15 protein-coding genes and 1 pseudogene are annotated in these 16977 nt (G+C 46.8%); 5 read left to right on the top strand and 11 right to left on the bottom strand.

The features are described from left to right. Positions 1-92: 92 nt before the first annotated feature. Positions 93-416 carry a thioredoxin TrxA gene (gene trxA / locus KDK16_RS11585; RefSeq protein WP_062264585.1) on the bottom strand — a complete coding sequence of 108 codons (324 nt, stop codon included), beginning with the start codon at positions 414-416 and terminating at the stop codon, positions 93-95. A 484-nt stretch (positions 417-900) separates the two neighbouring features. Between trxA and ppx the strand changes: the two genes are divergently transcribed. Continuing rightward, the gene (gene ppx / locus KDK16_RS11580) at positions 901-2397 is read left to right on the top strand and encodes an exopolyphosphatase (RefSeq protein WP_257276231.1); all 1497 of its coding nucleotides are present in this window, start codon (positions 901-903) and stop codon (positions 2395-2397) included. Here ppx and KDK16_RS11575 read toward each other — a convergent pair. From KDK16_RS11575 to KDK16_RS11550, 6 genes are all read right to left on the bottom strand, one after another. After that, positions 2383-4209, bottom strand: coding sequence for a Na/Pi cotransporter family protein (locus KDK16_RS11575; protein ID WP_257276230.1), 1827 nt, complete (start codon positions 4207-4209; stop codon positions 2383-2385). The two genes, ppx and KDK16_RS11575, sit on opposite strands and share 15 nt — an antisense overlap. A gap of 161 nt (positions 4210-4370) precedes the next feature. Next, positions 4371-4925, bottom strand: a complete 555-nt coding sequence (locus KDK16_RS11570) for a recombinase family protein (protein ID WP_257276229.1) — start codon at positions 4923-4925, stop codon at positions 4371-4373. 652 nt (positions 4926-5577) lie between these two features. Then, complete coding sequence (locus tag KDK16_RS11565; RefSeq protein ID WP_257276228.1) at positions 5578-5910, bottom strand: Rha family transcriptional regulator; 333 nt, start codon at positions 5908-5910, stop codon at positions 5578-5580. A 389-nt stretch (positions 5911-6299) separates the two neighbouring features. Continuing rightward, positions 6300-7052, bottom strand: a complete 753-nt coding sequence (locus KDK16_RS11560; protein ID WP_257276227.1) for a ParB/Srx family N-terminal domain-containing protein — start codon at positions 7050-7052, stop codon at positions 6300-6302. After that, positions 7049-7948 (bottom strand): hypothetical protein, encoded by a 900-nt coding sequence (locus tag KDK16_RS11555; RefSeq protein ID WP_257276226.1) that lies wholly within the window; start codon positions 7946-7948, stop codon positions 7049-7051. The genes KDK16_RS11560 and KDK16_RS11555 overlap by 4 nt, the downstream gene beginning before the upstream one ends. Before the next feature lie 424 nt (positions 7949-8372). Then, on the bottom strand, positions 8373-9965 hold the full coding sequence (locus KDK16_RS11550) for a recombinase family protein (protein ID WP_257276225.1): 1593 nt from the start codon (positions 9963-9965) through the stop codon (positions 8373-8375). A 226-nt stretch (positions 9966-10191) separates the two neighbouring features. Here KDK16_RS11550 and KDK16_RS11545 point away from each other — a divergent pair, with 226 nt between their 5' ends. Next, entirely contained in the window at positions 10192-10386 is a 195-nt protein-coding gene (locus tag KDK16_RS11545) for a hypothetical protein (RefSeq protein WP_257276224.1), read from the top strand. Positions 10387-10469: 83 nt separating this feature from the next. Here KDK16_RS11545 and KDK16_RS11540 read toward each other — a convergent pair whose 3' ends face one another. Then, complete coding sequence (locus KDK16_RS11540) at positions 10470-11177, bottom strand: FAD-dependent monooxygenase (protein WP_257276223.1); 708 nt, start codon at positions 11175-11177, stop codon at positions 10470-10472. Next, positions 11146-11652, bottom strand: coding sequence for a hypothetical protein (locus tag KDK16_RS11535; RefSeq protein ID WP_257276222.1), 507 nt, complete (start codon positions 11650-11652; stop codon positions 11146-11148). The genes KDK16_RS11540 and KDK16_RS11535 overlap by 32 nt, the downstream gene beginning before the upstream one ends. Before the next feature lie 207 nt (positions 11653-11859). Here KDK16_RS11535 and KDK16_RS11530 point away from each other — a divergent pair. After that, positions 11860-12974 (top strand): annotated as a pseudogene (locus KDK16_RS11530) (TRAP transporter substrate-binding protein). Between the two features lie 42 nt (positions 12975-13016). On the opposite strand, the gene murI reads toward KDK16_RS11530, so the two are convergent. Continuing rightward, positions 13017-13829: a glutamate racemase gene (gene murI / locus KDK16_RS11525; protein ID WP_257276221.1), complete on the bottom strand. Its 813-nt coding sequence runs from the start codon at positions 13827-13829 to the stop codon at positions 13017-13019. A 275-nt stretch (positions 13830-14104) separates the two neighbouring features. Between murI and KDK16_RS11520 the strand changes: the two genes are divergently transcribed. Next, entirely contained in the window at positions 14105-14383 is a 279-nt protein-coding gene (locus KDK16_RS11520; RefSeq protein WP_257276220.1) for a hypothetical protein, read from the top strand. 92 nt (positions 14384-14475) lie between these two features. Here the strand turns inward: KDK16_RS11520 and KDK16_RS11515 are convergent, their stop codons facing one another. Further along, complete coding sequence (locus KDK16_RS11515) at positions 14476-16191, bottom strand: hypothetical protein (protein ID WP_257276219.1); 1716 nt, start codon at positions 16189-16191, stop codon at positions 14476-14478. A 197-nt stretch (positions 16192-16388) separates the two neighbouring features. Between KDK16_RS11515 and KDK16_RS11510 the strand changes: the two genes are divergently transcribed. After that, positions 16389-16977: FAD-dependent monooxygenase (locus KDK16_RS11510; protein WP_257276218.1), on the top strand; the 589-nt coding region annotated here is incomplete at its 3' end.

The following is a 16977-nucleotide window of genomic DNA, read 5'->3' as shown; positions in this document are numbered from 1 at the left end:
GATTTTCACCATCCCGCTGGCTTTTCCGGAAATCTTTTAAGCCAGAGTCCCGGAAAGTCTCTGACGCTTCTGAAGCAGAAAGGTCAATCCTGCTACAGGTTGCTGTCAAGAAATGCTGTCAGCTGAGACTTGGACAGGGCTCCAACCTTGGTCGCTTCGACATTGCCGCCTTTAAACAGCATCAGCGTCGGAATGCCGCGCACGCCATACTTTGGAGGTGTGGCTTCGTTGTCATCAATGTTCAGTTTACAGATTTTCAACTTGCCATCGTAGTCCTGTGCGATTTCGTCCAGCACGGGTGCGATCATTTTGCAGGGCCCACACCATTCAGCCCAGTAGTCGACCAGTACAGGTCCTTCTGCCTTCAGCACGTCCTCTTCGAAGGTAGCGTCTGTCACATTGACAATTTCGCTCATGGAATGGATCTCCTAGCCATTTTGCTTAATGTCAGAGCACGAATCATAGCAAAGGGATGATCCCCGAAACAAATTCGTCACTCCGATTTAATTTTTGGAGGGGTAGTTTACAGAGTTATGTCTGTTTGTATACGGCTGTCAGCCTGAATCAGATTTTGCTGCCCGTAAATTTATGACTCATGGGATGTATATTCTTCATCACCGGAAGATTGAAAACAGTTTTTTTCCTGTCACGAAATATCTGCCAAAAGAGGTAATCGAAGGCTTGAAGGAGAAGCTGTCTGGTTTACAGTACTGACAGGCTAACAGTAAATGTGCTGTAACCACAGCCTTCTGTTATATTGCTGATTTATGTAGCCAGCGCCATGATTGGCATGACAAAAACTGATTGTCTGGTCATGGCCTGATTATTCAACCAACCGTCAGCTCACTGGATTCCAGGTGAAAAAAGCCGGACTGTGCGGGAGTGTCGAAGAAGAACATTATGACAGACCAGGGTCGTATTGAGTCCAACAGCCAGCCCCTTGTGGCAGCTATTGATCTGGGTTCCAACAGCTTTCACATGATTGTCGCCAGGGTGGAACAGGGGGAAATCAGGCCGATTGAACGGCTTGGAGAAAAAGTGCAGCTGGCTGCTGGTCTGAGTAAGGATGACTGTCTTTCTGAGCAGGCCATGGCCAGAGGATTGAATTGCCTGGCACAGTTTGCCCAGTATATGTCCGGAAGGCACTTTCAGGCACTCCGGGTGGTGGGCACCAATGCTCTTAGAAAAGCGAAGAACAGCAGCGAATTTGTCGAAAATGCTGAAAAAATCCTCAACCATCCTATTGAAATTATTGCCGGTCGGGAAGAGGCCCGCCTGATCTATCTGGGCGTGGCTCAGACTCAATCAGACGACAACGATCGTCGGGTTGTAGTGGATATTGGTGGTGGCAGTACCGAGCTGATTGTGGGCGAGCGTTTCGAACCCAGGCTGCTTGAAAGTCTTCATATGGGTTGTGTCTCCTATACCGATCGTTTTTTTCCAGGCGGAGAGCTATCCTCTGAACGCTTTCAGTCAGCTTATTATGCGGCCCGCCTGGAACTTCTGAACATTGAACAAGCCTACAAGAACCTTGGCTGGGTGGATGCTGTGGGCTCCTCTGGCTCTATCCGGGCAGTGAGTTCGATTCTCTCAGCCATGGGTCATGGTGAAATCATTACCCGGACAAAAATGAACATGCTCAAAAGTCAGGTTCTGGAATTCTCTCATACTGGCAGAGTGCGCTTCCCCAGCCTGAAACCGGATCGTCAGGCTATCTTCCCTGCCGGGCTGGCGATTTTAATGGCATGTTTTGACGCCTTTGAGATAGAAAGGATGCAATACTCCGAGGGTGCTCTTCGGGAGGGCGTTCTTTATGACATGTTAGGACGGGATCGCCATGAAGATGTCAGGGGCCGAACCCTATCAGCATTGATGAAACGCTATCATGTTGACCTCACCAATGCCGAGGGCATAAATCGTTACGCACTGACCTGTTTTGACCAAGTCAGCCAGAGTTGGAGGCTGGAGGCTTCTGATCGGGAGCTTCTGAACTGGGCTTCACTGGTTTGCGAAGTGGGTCTGGATATTTCACATTCACAATACAACCGTCATGGCGCTTATCTGATCCAGCACTCGGATCTGATGGGTTTCAATAAAGAGCAGCAGAGAAAGCTGGCTCTTTTGGTACACGCGCATCGAAGGACGATTCCGAAAGGCTTGCTTGAACATTCAGACAGCAATCTGCTGTTAAAGCTGACAGTCCTCCTGCGTATGGGGATTGTGCTTAATCATATACGAAGCAGCACATTCTCCCATTATGACTTAAAAGCAGGCAACCGTGCTTTAAGTGTTGGCTTTGAATCAGGTTGGCTAAAAGATCACCCCCTGACGGCAGCCGACTTTGAACGAGAAAAAATGTATCTGAATAAAGTCGGCTTCAAATTAAGTGTTAACTGATTGACCAGGGGACTGGTCCGAAGACATATCAAACTCCTGATACTCTTCCTTGTCCCTTGTAAGCATGATAACGGCGCCATCAATCAGGTTGGTACAGGCATCGTGAACGTGAGCGCTGTCATTCAATAGCGAGCTGGCGATAAATGGGTCGACCTGTCCTGAGCGAATCAGTTCGTTCAGAGTCTCGTTGGTTTGACTGTCTCGTTCTCTGAGTTCTTGCTTCAGTTGGTCTGCGTGTTCGCGGATATGGCTGTAGCTGCGTCGAACGCCCAAAATGTCAACCAGTTTCAGAACAGAAGCCAGGCAAAGCCTAAGTTGATTGTACTGTTCCCGAATCTGCTCGTTTTCCGACTTGGTGTATTTGCCCATATTCTTATAGATATGCTTTACGTGCTTGATGGCCTGAACAAAGTCACGACAGGCCACCTTCAGGGCGAACAGCTCCTGGGCTTGTTGCCTGGGGAGTTTGCCCTCCAGGGCGCCAGAGTACTGGACAATATCTGCGTAGATACCTTTTATGTGCCGAATATAAAGCTCCTTGATCGTCCAGGGCTGATCATCCCTGCGCCAGCTCTGAACCAACTCTTCAAGGTTGTCGGACTCACGAAGCTTTTCACCACTGAGATAAATGCCATAACAGATCAACTCCAGAGTATTGCGATAGAGATGCCCACATTCCTTGGTAATCGCTCTCAATGCGGTGTCGGGATAACTGAGTGTGACCGGGTTCAGATAAATAGCTCTATTTACCTTCGGAGATTCATCTTCTGCAAGATTCAACGGAACCTGTGGTGTGTTATCAATAAAGAGCTTCTGCAGCCAATGCACCATTTTATTGAGGAATGGTAAAAGGACCATAATACCAATGATGTTGAACAGGCTATGAAAGATGGCCAGCTTCAGGGTGTAGTTATTCGCTGCGATACCATAAACGGAAGCCAGATAGTCCACTGTCCCCATCAGAGGTTCGAGAGCAGCAATAGCAATGATTGCAGTGACGACATTAAAAGCAAGGTGAGCAACAGCCAGTCTTTTCCCTTCTGCATTGGCACTGATGGCTCCAAGGATGGCTGTGATGGTGGTGCCAATATTTGAGCCGATGGCCAGAGCCAGAGCATTCTCGTAGCTGAGCTGGCCCGCAGCAAGAGCCGAGAATGTCAAAACCATTGTTGCGTTGGTTGACTGCATAATGATGGTGGCCAGCATACCTAACCCGGTATACACCAGCACCCCAAAAAAGCCCCGCATGGCAAATTCAGCCAGATCAATGGAGCTTTTGAAGGCATCAAAGCCCACCTTCATGTAGTGGATACCCAGGAACAGAAAGCCTATGCCAAGAAGAATGTAGCCTAATCCATTAATATTCTTGTGTTTGTTGGATTTCAGGAGCAGTCCTATCACCAACAGAGGCATGGCATAGGCTGACAATTTAACCTTCAAGCCGAAGAGAGCCACCAACCAGGCACCGGCTGTACTGCCGAGGTTGGCACCAAAAATAATCCCGATGCCTGCCGTCAGCCCTATCAGACCGGCACTGAGAAAGGAAATGACGATAACCGAAACCAGAGAGCTGGATTGCAGAAAAGCGGTGGAAATTACGCCAAAGGACAGGCTTTTCCAGACCTTGTCGGTAGTTTTCTTCAGCAGGGCTTCAAGAAGCCCCCCGGTATAAACCTTGAAGCCCTGCTCCAGATAAACCATGCCAAACAAAAAAATAGCAACACCGGCCGCTATCTCACGAAACTCTGGGCTGACCCAGAAACCGTAGATCAGCATTACGATGATAGAGGGCAGAAAAAGCCGGCTTAACATGCCTGATTGAAAACTCATAAGCATTCCGAACACTGACTTCATTAACGTTCTTATCGGCGTGTTGGTTCGGACTTTTCAATTAATTTATCTGTGAATAAATAGCGATAGTCTAAAAGATTTATGATTCACTTATGATTCATTGATGACTATGCGTTAGTCCCTCATTCCTCAAGCACTCTATAGACAGTCTTTCGGGCTATCCCTAGCTCCTTTGCAATATCAGTAGCTCCCATACCACCAGCTTTCAACTCCCTTACTCTATCCCTATCGACTGATTGCTTACGGCCTTTGTAGACTCCTTTAGCTTTCGCCTTGGCTATCCCTTCAGCCTGTCTATCTTTAATCCTTGCTCTCTCGAACTCAGCGACAGCCCCAAAGATTTGAAGCATGAGCTTTGACATTGAATCATTCTTGTTGGAGGAGAAGGTAAGACTCTCCTTATGAAACACTACAGTAACTCCCTTCCCATTAAACTCATTAACAAGGCTCTGAAGGTCTAACAAGTCTCTAGCCATTCTATCAATGCTGTGGACGTGTACTGTGTCTCCTTCTCTTAGCCAGTTCCTAAGATCATCTAAAGCTGGTCTATTGGTTGTGCTTCCGCTGCATTTATCCTCAAATACTTTCACTCCTTCCCCTACTTCTTTAACTATCTCGTATTGTCTCTCTGTGTTCTGGTCAGTGCTTGAGACTCTTATGTACGCTGCTTCAGACATTGCTGTGTGTACCTTATTAGTGTGTCATTAGGCTTTAGACCTTCAGCATTATACGTGTGTCATTACCAAAAGCAACTCTATTGTTACATCTATTTGTGTGTTAAGTGTGTCACTGTCAGTGTGACTCAAGGGTGTACCCTAGTGATACAGGAGAAGCGTAGCTTTGATAAGCAAGGGAGTTCAGGCAAGGGAGGAGAAGGAGAGGGAAGGTAGAAGGAGAGGGAAGGTAGAGGGAGAGGGAAGGTAGAAGGATTAATTACTCCTCCTATTACAAAGAATGATTAACCCTAGGGGCGGCCTTTGGCTTTGGCCTATGGGGACATTCAGCCAGCCGCTATATATAAAGAAAGGGTTCAGAAATTTGTGGTAAAAATATTCAAGGGGTACTTGCTGGTGGTTTGGCTGGTGGTTTGGCTGGTGGCTCTCAGAGAAAACCCTTGATTCTCTCAGGTAAATCTAAAAGTAGGTTCCCTTTTGAGTTCCTTCAGTACTACGTGAAGAAGAACGGGAGGAGTGCGGCGGTCATACCCAATAACGCACCAATCACGCAAGCTCCAATGATACACCAGACTCCCGTTGGTGCTGATTTAAATTTCATAAGCCTGCCCCTGCTGTTAATGCTTATTAGTATCTCTGCTGTTCCAGTTAAGGATTACACCAGTGTTTGAATCAAAGCGTCAAGCACTGGGTTCCCTGTGGAGGTAGGGATAGCCTGTTGCTGCTGCTGTGCTTTCTCCTTCTCCAACTCCTGCCAGCGATCAACAAGTTTAGCGGTGAACTCTGGGGAGACTTGAGCCATGACAACGTAGGAATCACGCTGGTTTACGTGGTAGGTGTTTCGCTTCTGGTTCTTACCATCTGCACCAACGAACGTTTCCTCAATTTGAGTGAACGTGATTAAGCCTTTGTCCCGTAAGCTATCCATAGTCCGCTTAACACTGTCTGGACGTTTCCCCGCAAGCTTAGCAATCTCAATGTGAGACATGGTCCCCCTTTATTACTCCCCCTTTATTACTCCCCCTTTATTGCTCTTGCTCCGATTGTCTCATCGGTGAGCACATCTATTAAACCCTTGTCCTACCTCCTGTGGACTTTTCCTGAATTTCAGTAAAAGCTATACATGCCCTTCAGACACCTTCAGACACCTTCAGAGCCTCTCAGAGCCTCCCTAAGAGCTTTTCTGTTTCGGTGGTGAGATACATAGGTAGGAGTGAGTGGGGGTTTTCTGAAGGGTTTTCCTTAAAGTGTATAGCTGCACCCCCAGCCCCCCACCAGCCACCTACAGCCCTCTCCAGTTTTCCCAAGGGCTACAGGTCAATCTGTAGGCTGTTCTGGTGTAGTTCTGGGCTAGCACTATATCAAATAACGCTAGTGTTAAAACTCTTCTAATCCTTCTTCTTCAAACTCATTTGAAAACAGATAATAAGCGTTTACTTCTCTAACGACAGCTTCCTGCCTTATGCCTTTCCCTGAGAGCAATTGGTGTATCTTCCCTACAACCTTCTCCTCTTCCTCATTCAAGCCATTATCAGGAGTAAACTCAGTCTCTCCGTGCTTCAACGCCTGACTAAGCTTTTCCTTTATGGGGTATCCAGTGATCTCGTTACGCTCTTGTGTATCTTCCCAAGCGTCTCCTTTCTGTGAATCTTTAAGAAGCTTGCGCCAGCTCTGCAAGGTTCTAACAGCTATCCCAAGCTCTCCCACCAGTTCGCTGTTAGTTGCCTTGCTGTTTTCTTTAAGAGTCTTTACAAGGAACTTTTGCCACTTGAGTTCTATAGTTTGAGCGGCTGTGAGTGGTCTTCCTTTGTGTTCACTATTGAGATTGAAGTAATGCTCAAGGCTCACATTCTCCAATACATCGACTTGAATCTGTGGTCTCTTCAGTTTCTTCTGTGCTTTGAACCTGTGCCACCCATCAACAATTACATACTTCCCATTTTCTCCTTTCACTACATCAATGGGAGGAAGTCTTTTACCTTCCCTGATTGCTTCAACAATACGCTTAATGTGTTGCTCTTCTTCAGCCTTACATGCTTGGGCATCATTAGAGGAACCAGTGCGGTTATCCCTGACCTGATAGCGTGTGTCGTGCTGGTCGATTAATGTGGTAGATATTCTCTTGCTCATAGATACTGCGCTTGCTCCAATGCTCCAATGCTTATGTAATACTCCTTCAATTCTTCCCTTGTCATTGTACTTGTATCAGGCTGCATAGGAGTGGTGATAGGAGTTGTTTTATGACTAGCCTTAGCTTCCCTACTGCTACCCTCAGAGTCCCTCTCAAGCTTCTCTACAGCAGCCTTAAGGAGCTTCAAATCTTTATCCTTGGCTCTCTCTTCAGCGTCCCTTAGGTACTTCTCAAAAGACTCCCTCCCATTAAGTCCTTTGTTCCTGTCGTAAGCTCTAGGCTCGCTGGGTTCTTTCAGCCACTCAAGTACTACAGGCCACACATAAGACTTTCTATAGCCATCCATAAGCCCCTGAAGCCTTTCATGTGGTTTACCTAAGACATGGGAAGTTTCAATATTAGGAGTTTCAAAAGCTGTTCGCATCCAGTAGAACAGTTGCATCTTGGGTAACTCTGGGATGTAACCTTTTTCCTCTCCTCCGTATTCATCCACTAATATCATTTCAAGGTGAATACGTACTAAGTTCTGAGCTAAAGCTTCTCTGCCTTTAAGCTTACTTAAGCCTCCAATGTACGGCCTAAGCTCTCTCCCATAACGAATAAGCCTCTTCCATATTGGGTAGCTTCTCTGCTTCTTGTTTCCCTCAAGTGTGCTGTTGTGGAAGAAGGTAGCTATGTTCTTTCTCTCTCCTAACTCCTTCTCACAATTCCCTAACCAATGAATCAATCTATGGCGGCTCTCGAGTGTCTCCCACCGTGTTTCAATGTTCCTCTTAAGCCAAGCTCTTTCATACGTGCCGAGTCTTCCAATCTTCTTAGTGGGGTGTGCGTGGTACTGATTGTGTGCATTGTGTTTACTACAGTACTTCCCGATGCTCACTCCCATAACAGGCATTGTTTGCTTGACTGGCTTCCTGCATCCTTCGACTGCGCATGGTTTCTTAGGTGTGGCTGGCAGTGATGATAGGTGTCGGCTAACGTGGCTGCTAATCCGGCTTAGGAGTTCGTGTTTACTCAAGGATGACAAACTATTTAATTAACCTCTTAACTTCTTAACTTCTTAACTTATATTGATAGTGCTGGTGGGACAGAAATATACGGGAAAAGATTTCAATACAGCAATGGATAAAATTGTTAGAAATCTGTGAATAATCCATGTATCCAGCGTAGTTTAATGCTGTAGGCTTACTTACAGGGGCTTTGTGAGTCTTTCTAATATCTACGTAAATGGTTGTAGGTAGAAGGAGATGAATACCGACCTCAAGTGGAAGCCCCTTAGCGGGGCTCTAAGGAGGTCTTAGGTGACAGAGTAATGATGACTATGCGCTGATCTTCAGTCCTGCTTTCCTCCTAACTCCAGACTCAATAGCTTTGATTACCTCAAGCTGTCTTAAGTCCACTGAAGCTACTTCCTTGCCCTGTCCCAGTAGCGTTACCTTGTCTTCCTCCCTGAACAGCTCTAGAGTAATCCCAAGCTGTCTAAGTCTCGCATTAACTTTATTAGTGACAGAGGAGTCATTGTAGGAGGAGTCAATATCTGTCATCACTTCAGCATAAGCTTTAATCCTCTCGTCAATATCTAGCTGCCCTGAGAGCTTGGCCTTGTAGTCCTGAAGCTTATCTTGAGCTGAACGTAAGGCATCAATGCTTTCTTGTAGTTTGACTACTAGGCTAGGTATTGAGCCATTAGCGTTGCCTATGGCCTCCTCATAGTTATCTACAGCCTTCTTATGCTTACTTACTTCTCCTTCCAATGAAGAGATAATACTGTATTGCTCACTTGTTTGTTGAGCTGGTGGACGTGTGTCAGTACTTGAGAGGAGGTACTTGAGTGCTGCCAATACATCTCTATACTGAAACTTCTTGCTGCCCTCACATTCATATCCTAAGTTCCCTGAAGCACACCCAATGTACCTGTATTGTTTACTGGTTCCTTTTGGGTTCAGCTTAAGATACTGCGCACTGTTCCCACAATATCCACATTTAGTAATACCTTTCAGTACGTTATCACTGTAGGCCGCCTTACCCCGACTAGTGGTCTCTCCATACCTACGCTTTCGCATCTCTTGGACTCCATAAAACATTGCTTCAGTAATGATAGAAGGATACATACGGACAGGCTCCCCGACAGGCTCCTTGGTTTTACTGTCACGGGGAACCCAAAGGCCAATGGCAGGCATAGCGGTCAGGAATCCATGTATACGTGAAGCTGTCCACTTCTTATTACCTACTCCTCCTTCTTCTACCATGAAATCAACCATCTCTTTTCTAGTGGCTCCTTCAAGATACATATTGAACAGTTTGCGTACTTTGTTCGCTCTCTCCTCATTCACTACATATACACCGCTACTGGTCTTGTCTAACCACCACGGAGTTCTACCGCCTCTTCTGTTTGTTGTGCCCGACCTTGCTTTATCCCAAGCGGCTATTGACCTATCAGACTTAATCTTGCTTTCTTCATGTGCTCGGTGGAGGTTCACCATAGCGACCATGAGAGAGCCTAAGTCATTCCTTGATTCTGGGGTGTATATCTGATTATCACTGACAGTGGCTACAGTGACATTACTCATTAGTAGGAGTTTAAAGGTGTTTAAAGCTGGAGATAACTTGTCCCTTGATACACGGTCTAGAGATTCAACTATCAGTACGCAAGGTGTAGCGATGGCTCCACTTTGGACAGCCTGAAGGAAGTCTGATAACTGCCCTCGTTCAACGTTATTGCTATTGAAAGCTGATACACCTAGATCATTGAATGTGGTGTCTGAGAGTGTCCATCCGTTCCTGTTGGCGAACTCCTGACTTGCTTTAGTCTGCCTCTCTAGAGAATTTCCTTTAGACTGTTTCTTGCTTGAGAACCTACGATAACTATATGCTTGCATTGCTCTTATACTTACTTCTACTTCCACGCCCATAGTACTATCGTTTTAGACCATCGTCACTTTTCCGTCGTAAAACTGTCACTAAAGAGTCAGGACTAAGGCCCGATAATATGGGTTCCTGAGGTTCCACTGCCTGATCCGCAGGGTGCAACAGCCTCATAGGAATAGATGACGAAGATGAGAAACATTCAAAGGGCTGTGACGGCAAGTTTCATGACAGGGAACTTCGTGCAGATAGTTGAGTAACAAGGTTAGGAAGATGGCCGGAAATCTGATAGTTAAAGATCGAATCACCTGCGAGCAGGGGCGATTATATCAATGCCTGCGAAATGGTCGAATCAAAGTACTGATGGACAATGGCGAAGTCAGAGAGTATTTCGCCAAAGATCTGGTGGCCACGCTGGCCTCCAGTCCAGTGGCAGAGCTTTCCAAAAGAGGTCGTCTAAAACAGTGATAGAAGTGGCAAAAGTACATAAACACACCAGGGCCTGCTTTTTTCAGGCCTTTTGTGTAACATCTACCCGCCCGATCAAAAGTTTACGACGATTTTGCTAATTCAGCTTGTCGACCAGAAATGCCCATAGCGTATTTCATGACTTCCTTAACAGCTGGCCTTGATTTCCCGGCAATACCCAATGCAAGGTTTCTCAGAACCTTCAGAGGCACATTACTGTTGCTGAAAGCGAGATAGAAAGCGTCCATGGTACTCATCATAAGTTGATTATCTCTGCGACGAGCCTTTTCATAACGCGACAATACTTTCTTACTACCCAGAGACCGACCCGCATGATAAGCATCGGTCAGTATCTCTGCCAGCCAGGCAACGTCCTGAAAGCCCAGGTTGACACCCTGACCCGCAAGAGGGTTGATGGTGTGTGCGGCATCGCCCGCAAGTACCACACCATTGGCGAAATAGTTCATGGCATGTCGACGAGCCAGCGGGAACGATCCTCTCTCGTGCAGTTTAATCAACGGTGGTAACTCTTTAGGAAAAGTCGTTGAAAGTTCTTCCAGAAACTCACTGTCTGGCAGTTTCATGAGTTTATGGACATTCTCTGGCAGGTTATACCAGACAATAGACGCATAACTTTTGCCATCAACATCAGCCATTGGAAGAAAGGCTTCCGGTCCCGTGGCAGTGAACGCCTGCCAGGTAATGTCCTGTAAGCCCCCTTCAATCTCAACAGTCGCCACCAGGCACTGTTGCTCATATTCACGAGTGTCCAGCCTCTTCTGGCTGTACATCCTTAAAAAGGATTTTCAGACTAATGCCTTCCGGATCATCTTTAACAGAATAAGCAAACCTTCCGTCATACCCTATTTCCGGAGTCAAACTACCATTTTTTTCTACCTTCATCATAAAAGGATCGATAAAACTATATTCATGACTCCAACCCCCAAACCAAATTTCCTTTTTTTCATCAAAAATGCGTTTTGAGCAAGGGGATTGAACAGCCCTGACAAAAAGAATAACGCTGCCTTGAAAATATTCATGCAACTGTGGCTCAAACTGACAGCTGCCGTCACAACTATTGGCGTCTACCAAGCCGGTATTATGATTACCAGGAAGGTTAATGGTAGATTGGAGAACCAACATGGTTGCCAGATAATTTAGCAAGGAACTCGAGCTTAAATTCGGATAAGCAAGGGCATAAGGTGAAGCAAATAACAGCATAAAAATCAGGGTGTAGTCTGAATATCTCAATTTTTTCTTAAGCATAACATCGCCTTTCATATGTCAATGTGTATTGAAAACGGTTGATTGATCTTTATTGGATAATGAAACCATGGCATTGAGGGTAGTCGAGAATCAGGATCACAGCAGACTTAAGAACTGGCGGGTTGAACAGTTTTCAATAACGTCCTACTATTTCTTCGGCAGGCTCTGCGATCACATAATAAAAACAACAATTAACAGGTAAGCTTAATGAGACGCCGTAACTTTCTTACATTCATCGGACTGGCTGCGACAGTGACATTTCTTTCGGGCTGTGGTGAGCCGGAATTTTCTGCAACATCGACTTCTGCATTGCCAGCCGAGTCAGTTAAACCAACCTACGAATGGAAAATGGTAACCTCCTGGCCGAAAAACTTTCCGGGTCTGGGTATGGGACCAGAACGATTTGCCAAATTAGTTGATGAGATGAGCGCTGGTCGGCTTACGCTAAAGGTATACGGCGGTGGTGAACTGGTTCCCCTCTGGAGGTGTTCAACGCAGTCTCCAATGGCACAGCCGACATGGGTCACAGCGGTGCTTATTACTGGAAAGGAAAAGAGCCTGCCGCTCAGTTTTTCGCAACGGTTCCTTATGGGTTGAATGCTCAGGAAATCAGCAGCTGGATTCACTACGGTGGCGGTCAGCAACTCTGGGATGACCTTTACAAGCCCTTTAATCTCAAGCCTTTTGCCGGGGGTAACAGCGGGGTTCAAATGGCAGGCTGGTTCAACAGGGAGATTAACTCTCTGGAAGACCTGAAAGGTCTGAAGATGCGCATTCCTGGTATGGGTGGCGAAGTTCTCAAACGTCTGGGCGGGGTGCCTGTCAATTTAGCGGGTGGGGAAATCTTTACCGCACTTCAGACGGGAACCATTGATGCGACTGAGTGGGTAGGTCCTTACAATGATCTGGCATTTGGTCTCTATAAAGCCGCAAAATACTACTACTATCCTGGCTGGCACGAGCCGGGCACAGTGCTTGAGTTCACTGTCAATCTGGATAAATGGAATGCGTTACCGGCCGATTTGCAGGCCATTGTGACCACCGCTGCCCGGGCAGTGAATCAGGATATGATTGATGAATACACTGCCCGCAATAATGCCGCCCTGAAACAGTTGGTTGAAGAGCACGGTGTGCAGCTGAAAAAACTTCCGGATGATGTACTTAAACAGCTAAAGATCATCTCTGAAGAAGTCGTGGCTGAGACTCGTAGCAACAGCGAGCAGGCAAAAAGGATCTATGAATCCTATGATGCATTCCGCAGGCAGTCTGTGGAGTATCACAACATTTCAGAAGTGGCTTACTATCAGGCCAGAGAACTTTGATAGTCAGCCTGATCGGGGTTATTCCCGGTCAGGCACTTGTCGTCAGTTATCCAGACAGGCTATTTCTGAAAAGTTCATGGCTTTCAGAGCAGGCAGCAATGATGTGACCAATTGGTCTGAGCCCGTATAAAGGAAGCGATGTTCCACAGTCCCTTCATAATGGGGCCCTTCAGGATAGGAATAATGCGTCTTCAGCAAAGAGGCGACTCTGCGGGCGATTGCTTCGCCTGAATCAACCCAGGTAACCGGGGCTGGTACGACAGAATCGAGAAGCTCCTGAACCAGTGGGAAATGGGTGCAACCCAAAACAATACAGTCTGGCCAGTTATTACCATTAAACAGTGGTCTAATAATTTTTTTCAGATCATCAAGGTTTATTGATTCACCGCGCATATGTTGTTCAGCAAGGTGCACCAGTTCACTGCTTCCTACCCGAATCACCTCGCAGTCTCCCGCAAACTCATGAATCAGCTGATTGGTATAATCTCTCGCAACGGTTCCCGGTGTGGCCAGAAGACCGATGCAGCGCTTTTGTGAAGTCTGGCTGGCTGGCTTGATCGCTGGCACAACGCCAACAACAGGAATGTCGAGCAACTCGCGGGCTCTGGGCAGAGAAATAGTGCTGGCTGTATTACAGGCAATGATGGCGAGGGCTGGTTGAAAGTTGGCGACCAGCCGCGTCAGGCAATGAAGGGTTCGTTCGACCACATCATTTTCAGGTTTTGGGCCATAGGGAAAACCTTCACTGTCAGAGCAGTAAATCACGGAAAGAAACGGCAGATTCTCTCTGATTTTCTGGTAAATACTGAGACCTCCGACTCCGGAGTCAAAAATGACGATAGGCTTCTGTTGCATAGGATGACAGAGGTACCGGTGCAATAAACATAGACAGCATAGACTAGAGCCTTTACTCCTCTTTGAAAATAGCTGGCTGCTAAATACCTCCTCAGAGGCACCTGCTGAAGGGTGAGAGGGGAGCGAAACTTCCGGGTGGAAAGAAATCCGGATTGGGTATGGCTGTTTTTCATGCGACATGGCAGCCGATATTCGTGGTGCAAATCACTCACTCATGGTGGTAAAAGATTTTTCAGGATACACTCATTCAATAGGTGAGTAAGGAAGCGCAACCGATGAAGATCAATCCATCTTCTACTTCGACTGCCCTGGACTATGGTGAGAATCCAAACAAAAGCTCAGGCGATCAGGGTGAAGGTTCTCAGCAGGGAGGCGATGAATATCAGCCTAAAGTCCCCCAAAACGAGCAGGGGCTCGAATCTGCACGTAATCTGCGATCCCGAAAAGCCTCAAAAAAACGCCAGAAGAAGCGCGGGGCCCGAAAGCTTTCTGAGCGTCGGGCCCGGCAAAAAGACGAAGGTACGGATCATGATGAAGACGAGTCAGAAGTTTAGTTATCATTATTGTTGATCAACAAGTCCCGCTCTGTGGGTGACCTATCTTCCGGAAGCTCTCCTCTGTTTGAAGGATCTGGATCGACGACGGGCTATTCATCATCGTCTGGTATCAAGGGAGCCGTGTCAGAATCGATGACTGTTGTCTCTGTTTCAGGAGATCCCTGATCAGAAGTAACAGGCGCTTCTGGCGACGCTTTCCCAGAGCCATCAGACATGCAGCTGTGGGAATCATCTGGCTGCATCGCATTTGCATTCTCATGATCAACAACACCTTGAATCCCGCCCAGACTGGCGTAAGATTTCAGGAACATCCAGTGGCGTAAGCCTCCACCTGCACTACTTGTAGCCCCGGCGTCAGTGTCAGGAGTTGTGGCGGTTGTCTCAGTTTCAGGAGATCGCTGGGCAGAAGTGACAGGTGGTTCTGGCAAAGCTTCTCTTGAATCATCAGATTTGCCGGTAAGGTTATCCAGTAGCTGCTTAAGACGTCTTATGCCCAGAACTTTAAATGTATCGCCAATAGCAGCTTGAGCGAACATCAGAGCGTACCGCAGCCTCGCAAGTTCTTCCTGTGGCATATTTTTCTCAATCACTCCTGCTGAACGTGCATTAAATGTTGTGCGTACAGGTGCATAAATCACTGTAGACTCTTCCCTTACAGAGAAGATCCAGCCTTGTTGCTCGTAGACTGCACTAACCGTATTTAATAGCAAAGAGATATCATCCATTAAAGAGAGAAAATCATCGTCAGACAGCAAAGAGAGTTCAGTCAGTAACAAGTTAAGATCATCGTCAGACTCGTTTTTGTCTTCTGGAGGCGTTCGGGAATAATCAGTTGCTTTTTCCGGTGGATCATTGTCTTCACCGCCTGAGCCAGCCCCAATACCTCCTCCAATGCCGATATTACCTGCCCGAAAGTCAGTGGCCCCGGCAGGAAGAGTTGCATAGGCAGGCTTTTTCACTTCACCTCCCTCACCGTCTTTTCCATTATCTGCATCCATAGGCTCATCGGAGGAATAAGGATCGCTCACAATGGCCGCTTTGCCATGCCCTGAATAGACCAGCCAGGCGTATTGACTCAGGGGGACACAGTGACTGCTGCCCCTGCAGAAGCTTGTGTCAGGATAAGTGGGAAACAGAGCAGTGTCGGAAAAAATCAAATACTTATCCACATCAGCCTGTTGGAGTGTTCCCCCGGGGAAAGCTTCTTCTCCCTCTATACCGTCAGGATGTTCATTCAGGTGCCGGATCAGGTTGACAATCAGTTGGACGACTTCCGGCATTAATGAAATAGCCGGGACCAGGAATGACTGATAGGGTTCAGAAGTCCCGGAATCGCTGAATTTGGAAATAATGAACGTTTTTCCATGACAAGAAAATCTCAGGGTGTTGTCCTGAGAGTCAAACACCAGCCTTATCTTGTTCAGTCTGAGTATATCCAGATGGTTCAGATAGTCCTGCTCTAATGCAGTGGTTGTTTTGGACGTTGTTTCTGAGCTTTTAAAGTCAGTGAAGAAAACACCGTCATCGGCTTCAGAAATCTCAATAGAGGAATAACCGGCAGTAGCAACATTTAATTGAAGAAATGTTTTTGTTTTACTCAGTGAAGATGCTTCAGGTTGATAAAAGACTGGATCGATCCGTTGTGCTTTAGGAATTTCCAATGCCTGTATAGGTGGAAGATATAAGTCCATGGTTTTGAGTTGGGAGTAATAAGAAGTTGAATATCGAGCCACGTCAGGCCATTGTCCCGCTTCGGTGTAGAGTGACACAAGGAAAGGAACTATCGGAAGAAACCGATACTGCATTTGAATACTCCAATCAGTGGATTTTTGTTTATGAGCACAATGTTTTTAGCAGTAGTTGATTGATATGCAAGAAAATGGATTTTTCTTTTTGAGATGCTGCGATAGCCTTCTCGAGCCGGATAGTTGAGCATTCATTCGCCCTGTGGTCATATAAGCCGGTTATCCAAAGACTGCGGGCTAACGGGAAGTTTCAGGCTATGACGAAATCAGAACACTACGATGTAATGGTGGTTGGCGCAGGCATGGTGGGTGCCGCAATTGCGTGTGCTTTGGGCCTCAAAGGTATTCGGGTGGCGGTTTTTGACCGGGCCTTACCGTCAGCATTCAAACCCGATCAGTTACCGGATCTGAGAGTATCGGCACTGAGCTACGCATCCGGGCAGATTCTGAAAAATCTGGGTGCCTGGCCGTATATGGAAACCATGAGGATGTGCCCTTATCGACGCATGGCTGTGTGGGAGAAACTATACTCCCCGGTCGGCAAAGAGCTGGATAAACGGCCTAATCAAATTATCTTCAACGCGGCAGATATCAGGCATGAACAGTTGGGTTTTATTGTCGAGAACCGTGTCACTCAGCTGGGTCTTTTAAAAAGGCTCGAAGACATAGAATCGGTATCGGTGTTTGCCCCTGCAACCATTGAAAGCATGAATCTCAGAGGTGAAAAGCCTGAAGTCACGCTGCAGGATGGCAATGTATTTACCGCGGATTTGCTTATTGGGGCTGATGGTGCTCAGTCCAGGGTCAGGGAACAGGCCAATATTCGTCTGGATACTCGTGAATATG

The organism is Endozoicomonas sp. SESOKO4 (assembly GCF_024606275.1).
Note: the sequence above shows the minus strand (reverse complement) of the source record. Positions and strands in the feature narration are given on the sequence as shown.

What these genes read in the sequence shown, in the direction of transcription:
- trxA (WP_062264585.1), bottom strand. Translation starts at nt 416, where the DNA reads ATGAGCGAAATTGTCAATGTGACAGACGCTACCTTCGAAGAGGACGTG.
- ppx (WP_257276231.1), top strand. Translation starts at nt 901, where the DNA reads ATGACAGACCAGGGTCGTATTGAGTCCAACAGCCAGCCCCTTGTGGCA.
- KDK16_RS11575 (WP_257276230.1), bottom strand. Translation starts at nt 4,209, where the DNA reads ATGTTAAGCCGGCTTTTTCTGCCCTCTATCATCGTAATGCTGATCTAC.
- KDK16_RS11570 (WP_257276229.1), bottom strand. Translation starts at nt 4,925, where the DNA reads ATGTCTGAAGCAGCGTACATAAGAGTCTCAAGCACTGACCAGAACACA.
- KDK16_RS11565 (WP_257276228.1), bottom strand. Translation starts at nt 5,910, where the DNA reads ATGTCTCACATTGAGATTGCTAAGCTTGCGGGGAAACGTCCAGACAGT.
- KDK16_RS11560 (WP_257276227.1), bottom strand. Translation starts at nt 7,052, where the DNA reads ATGAGCAAGAGAATATCTACCACATTAATCGACCAGCACGACACACGC.
- KDK16_RS11555 (WP_257276226.1), bottom strand. Translation starts at nt 7,948, where the DNA reads ATGCCTGTTATGGGAGTGAGCATCGGGAAGTACTGTAGTAAACACAAT.
- KDK16_RS11550 (WP_257276225.1), bottom strand. Translation starts at nt 9,965, where the DNA reads ATGGGCGTGGAAGTAGAAGTAAGTATAAGAGCAATGCAAGCATATAGT.
- KDK16_RS11545 (WP_257276224.1), top strand. Translation starts at nt 10,192, where the DNA reads ATGGCCGGAAATCTGATAGTTAAAGATCGAATCACCTGCGAGCAGGGG.
- KDK16_RS11540 (WP_257276223.1), bottom strand. Translation starts at nt 11,177, where the DNA reads ATGTACAGCCAGAAGAGGCTGGACACTCGTGAATATGAGCAACAGTGC.
- KDK16_RS11535 (WP_257276222.1), bottom strand. Translation starts at nt 11,652, where the DNA reads ATGCTTAAGAAAAAATTGAGATATTCAGACTACACCCTGATTTTTATG.
- murI (WP_257276221.1), bottom strand. Translation starts at nt 13,829, where the DNA reads ATGCAACAGAAGCCTATCGTCATTTTTGACTCCGGAGTCGGAGGTCTC.
- KDK16_RS11520 (WP_257276220.1), top strand. Translation starts at nt 14,105, where the DNA reads ATGAAGATCAATCCATCTTCTACTTCGACTGCCCTGGACTATGGTGAG.
- KDK16_RS11515 (WP_257276219.1), bottom strand. Translation starts at nt 16,191, where the DNA reads ATGCAGTATCGGTTTCTTCCGATAGTTCCTTTCCTTGTGTCACTCTAC.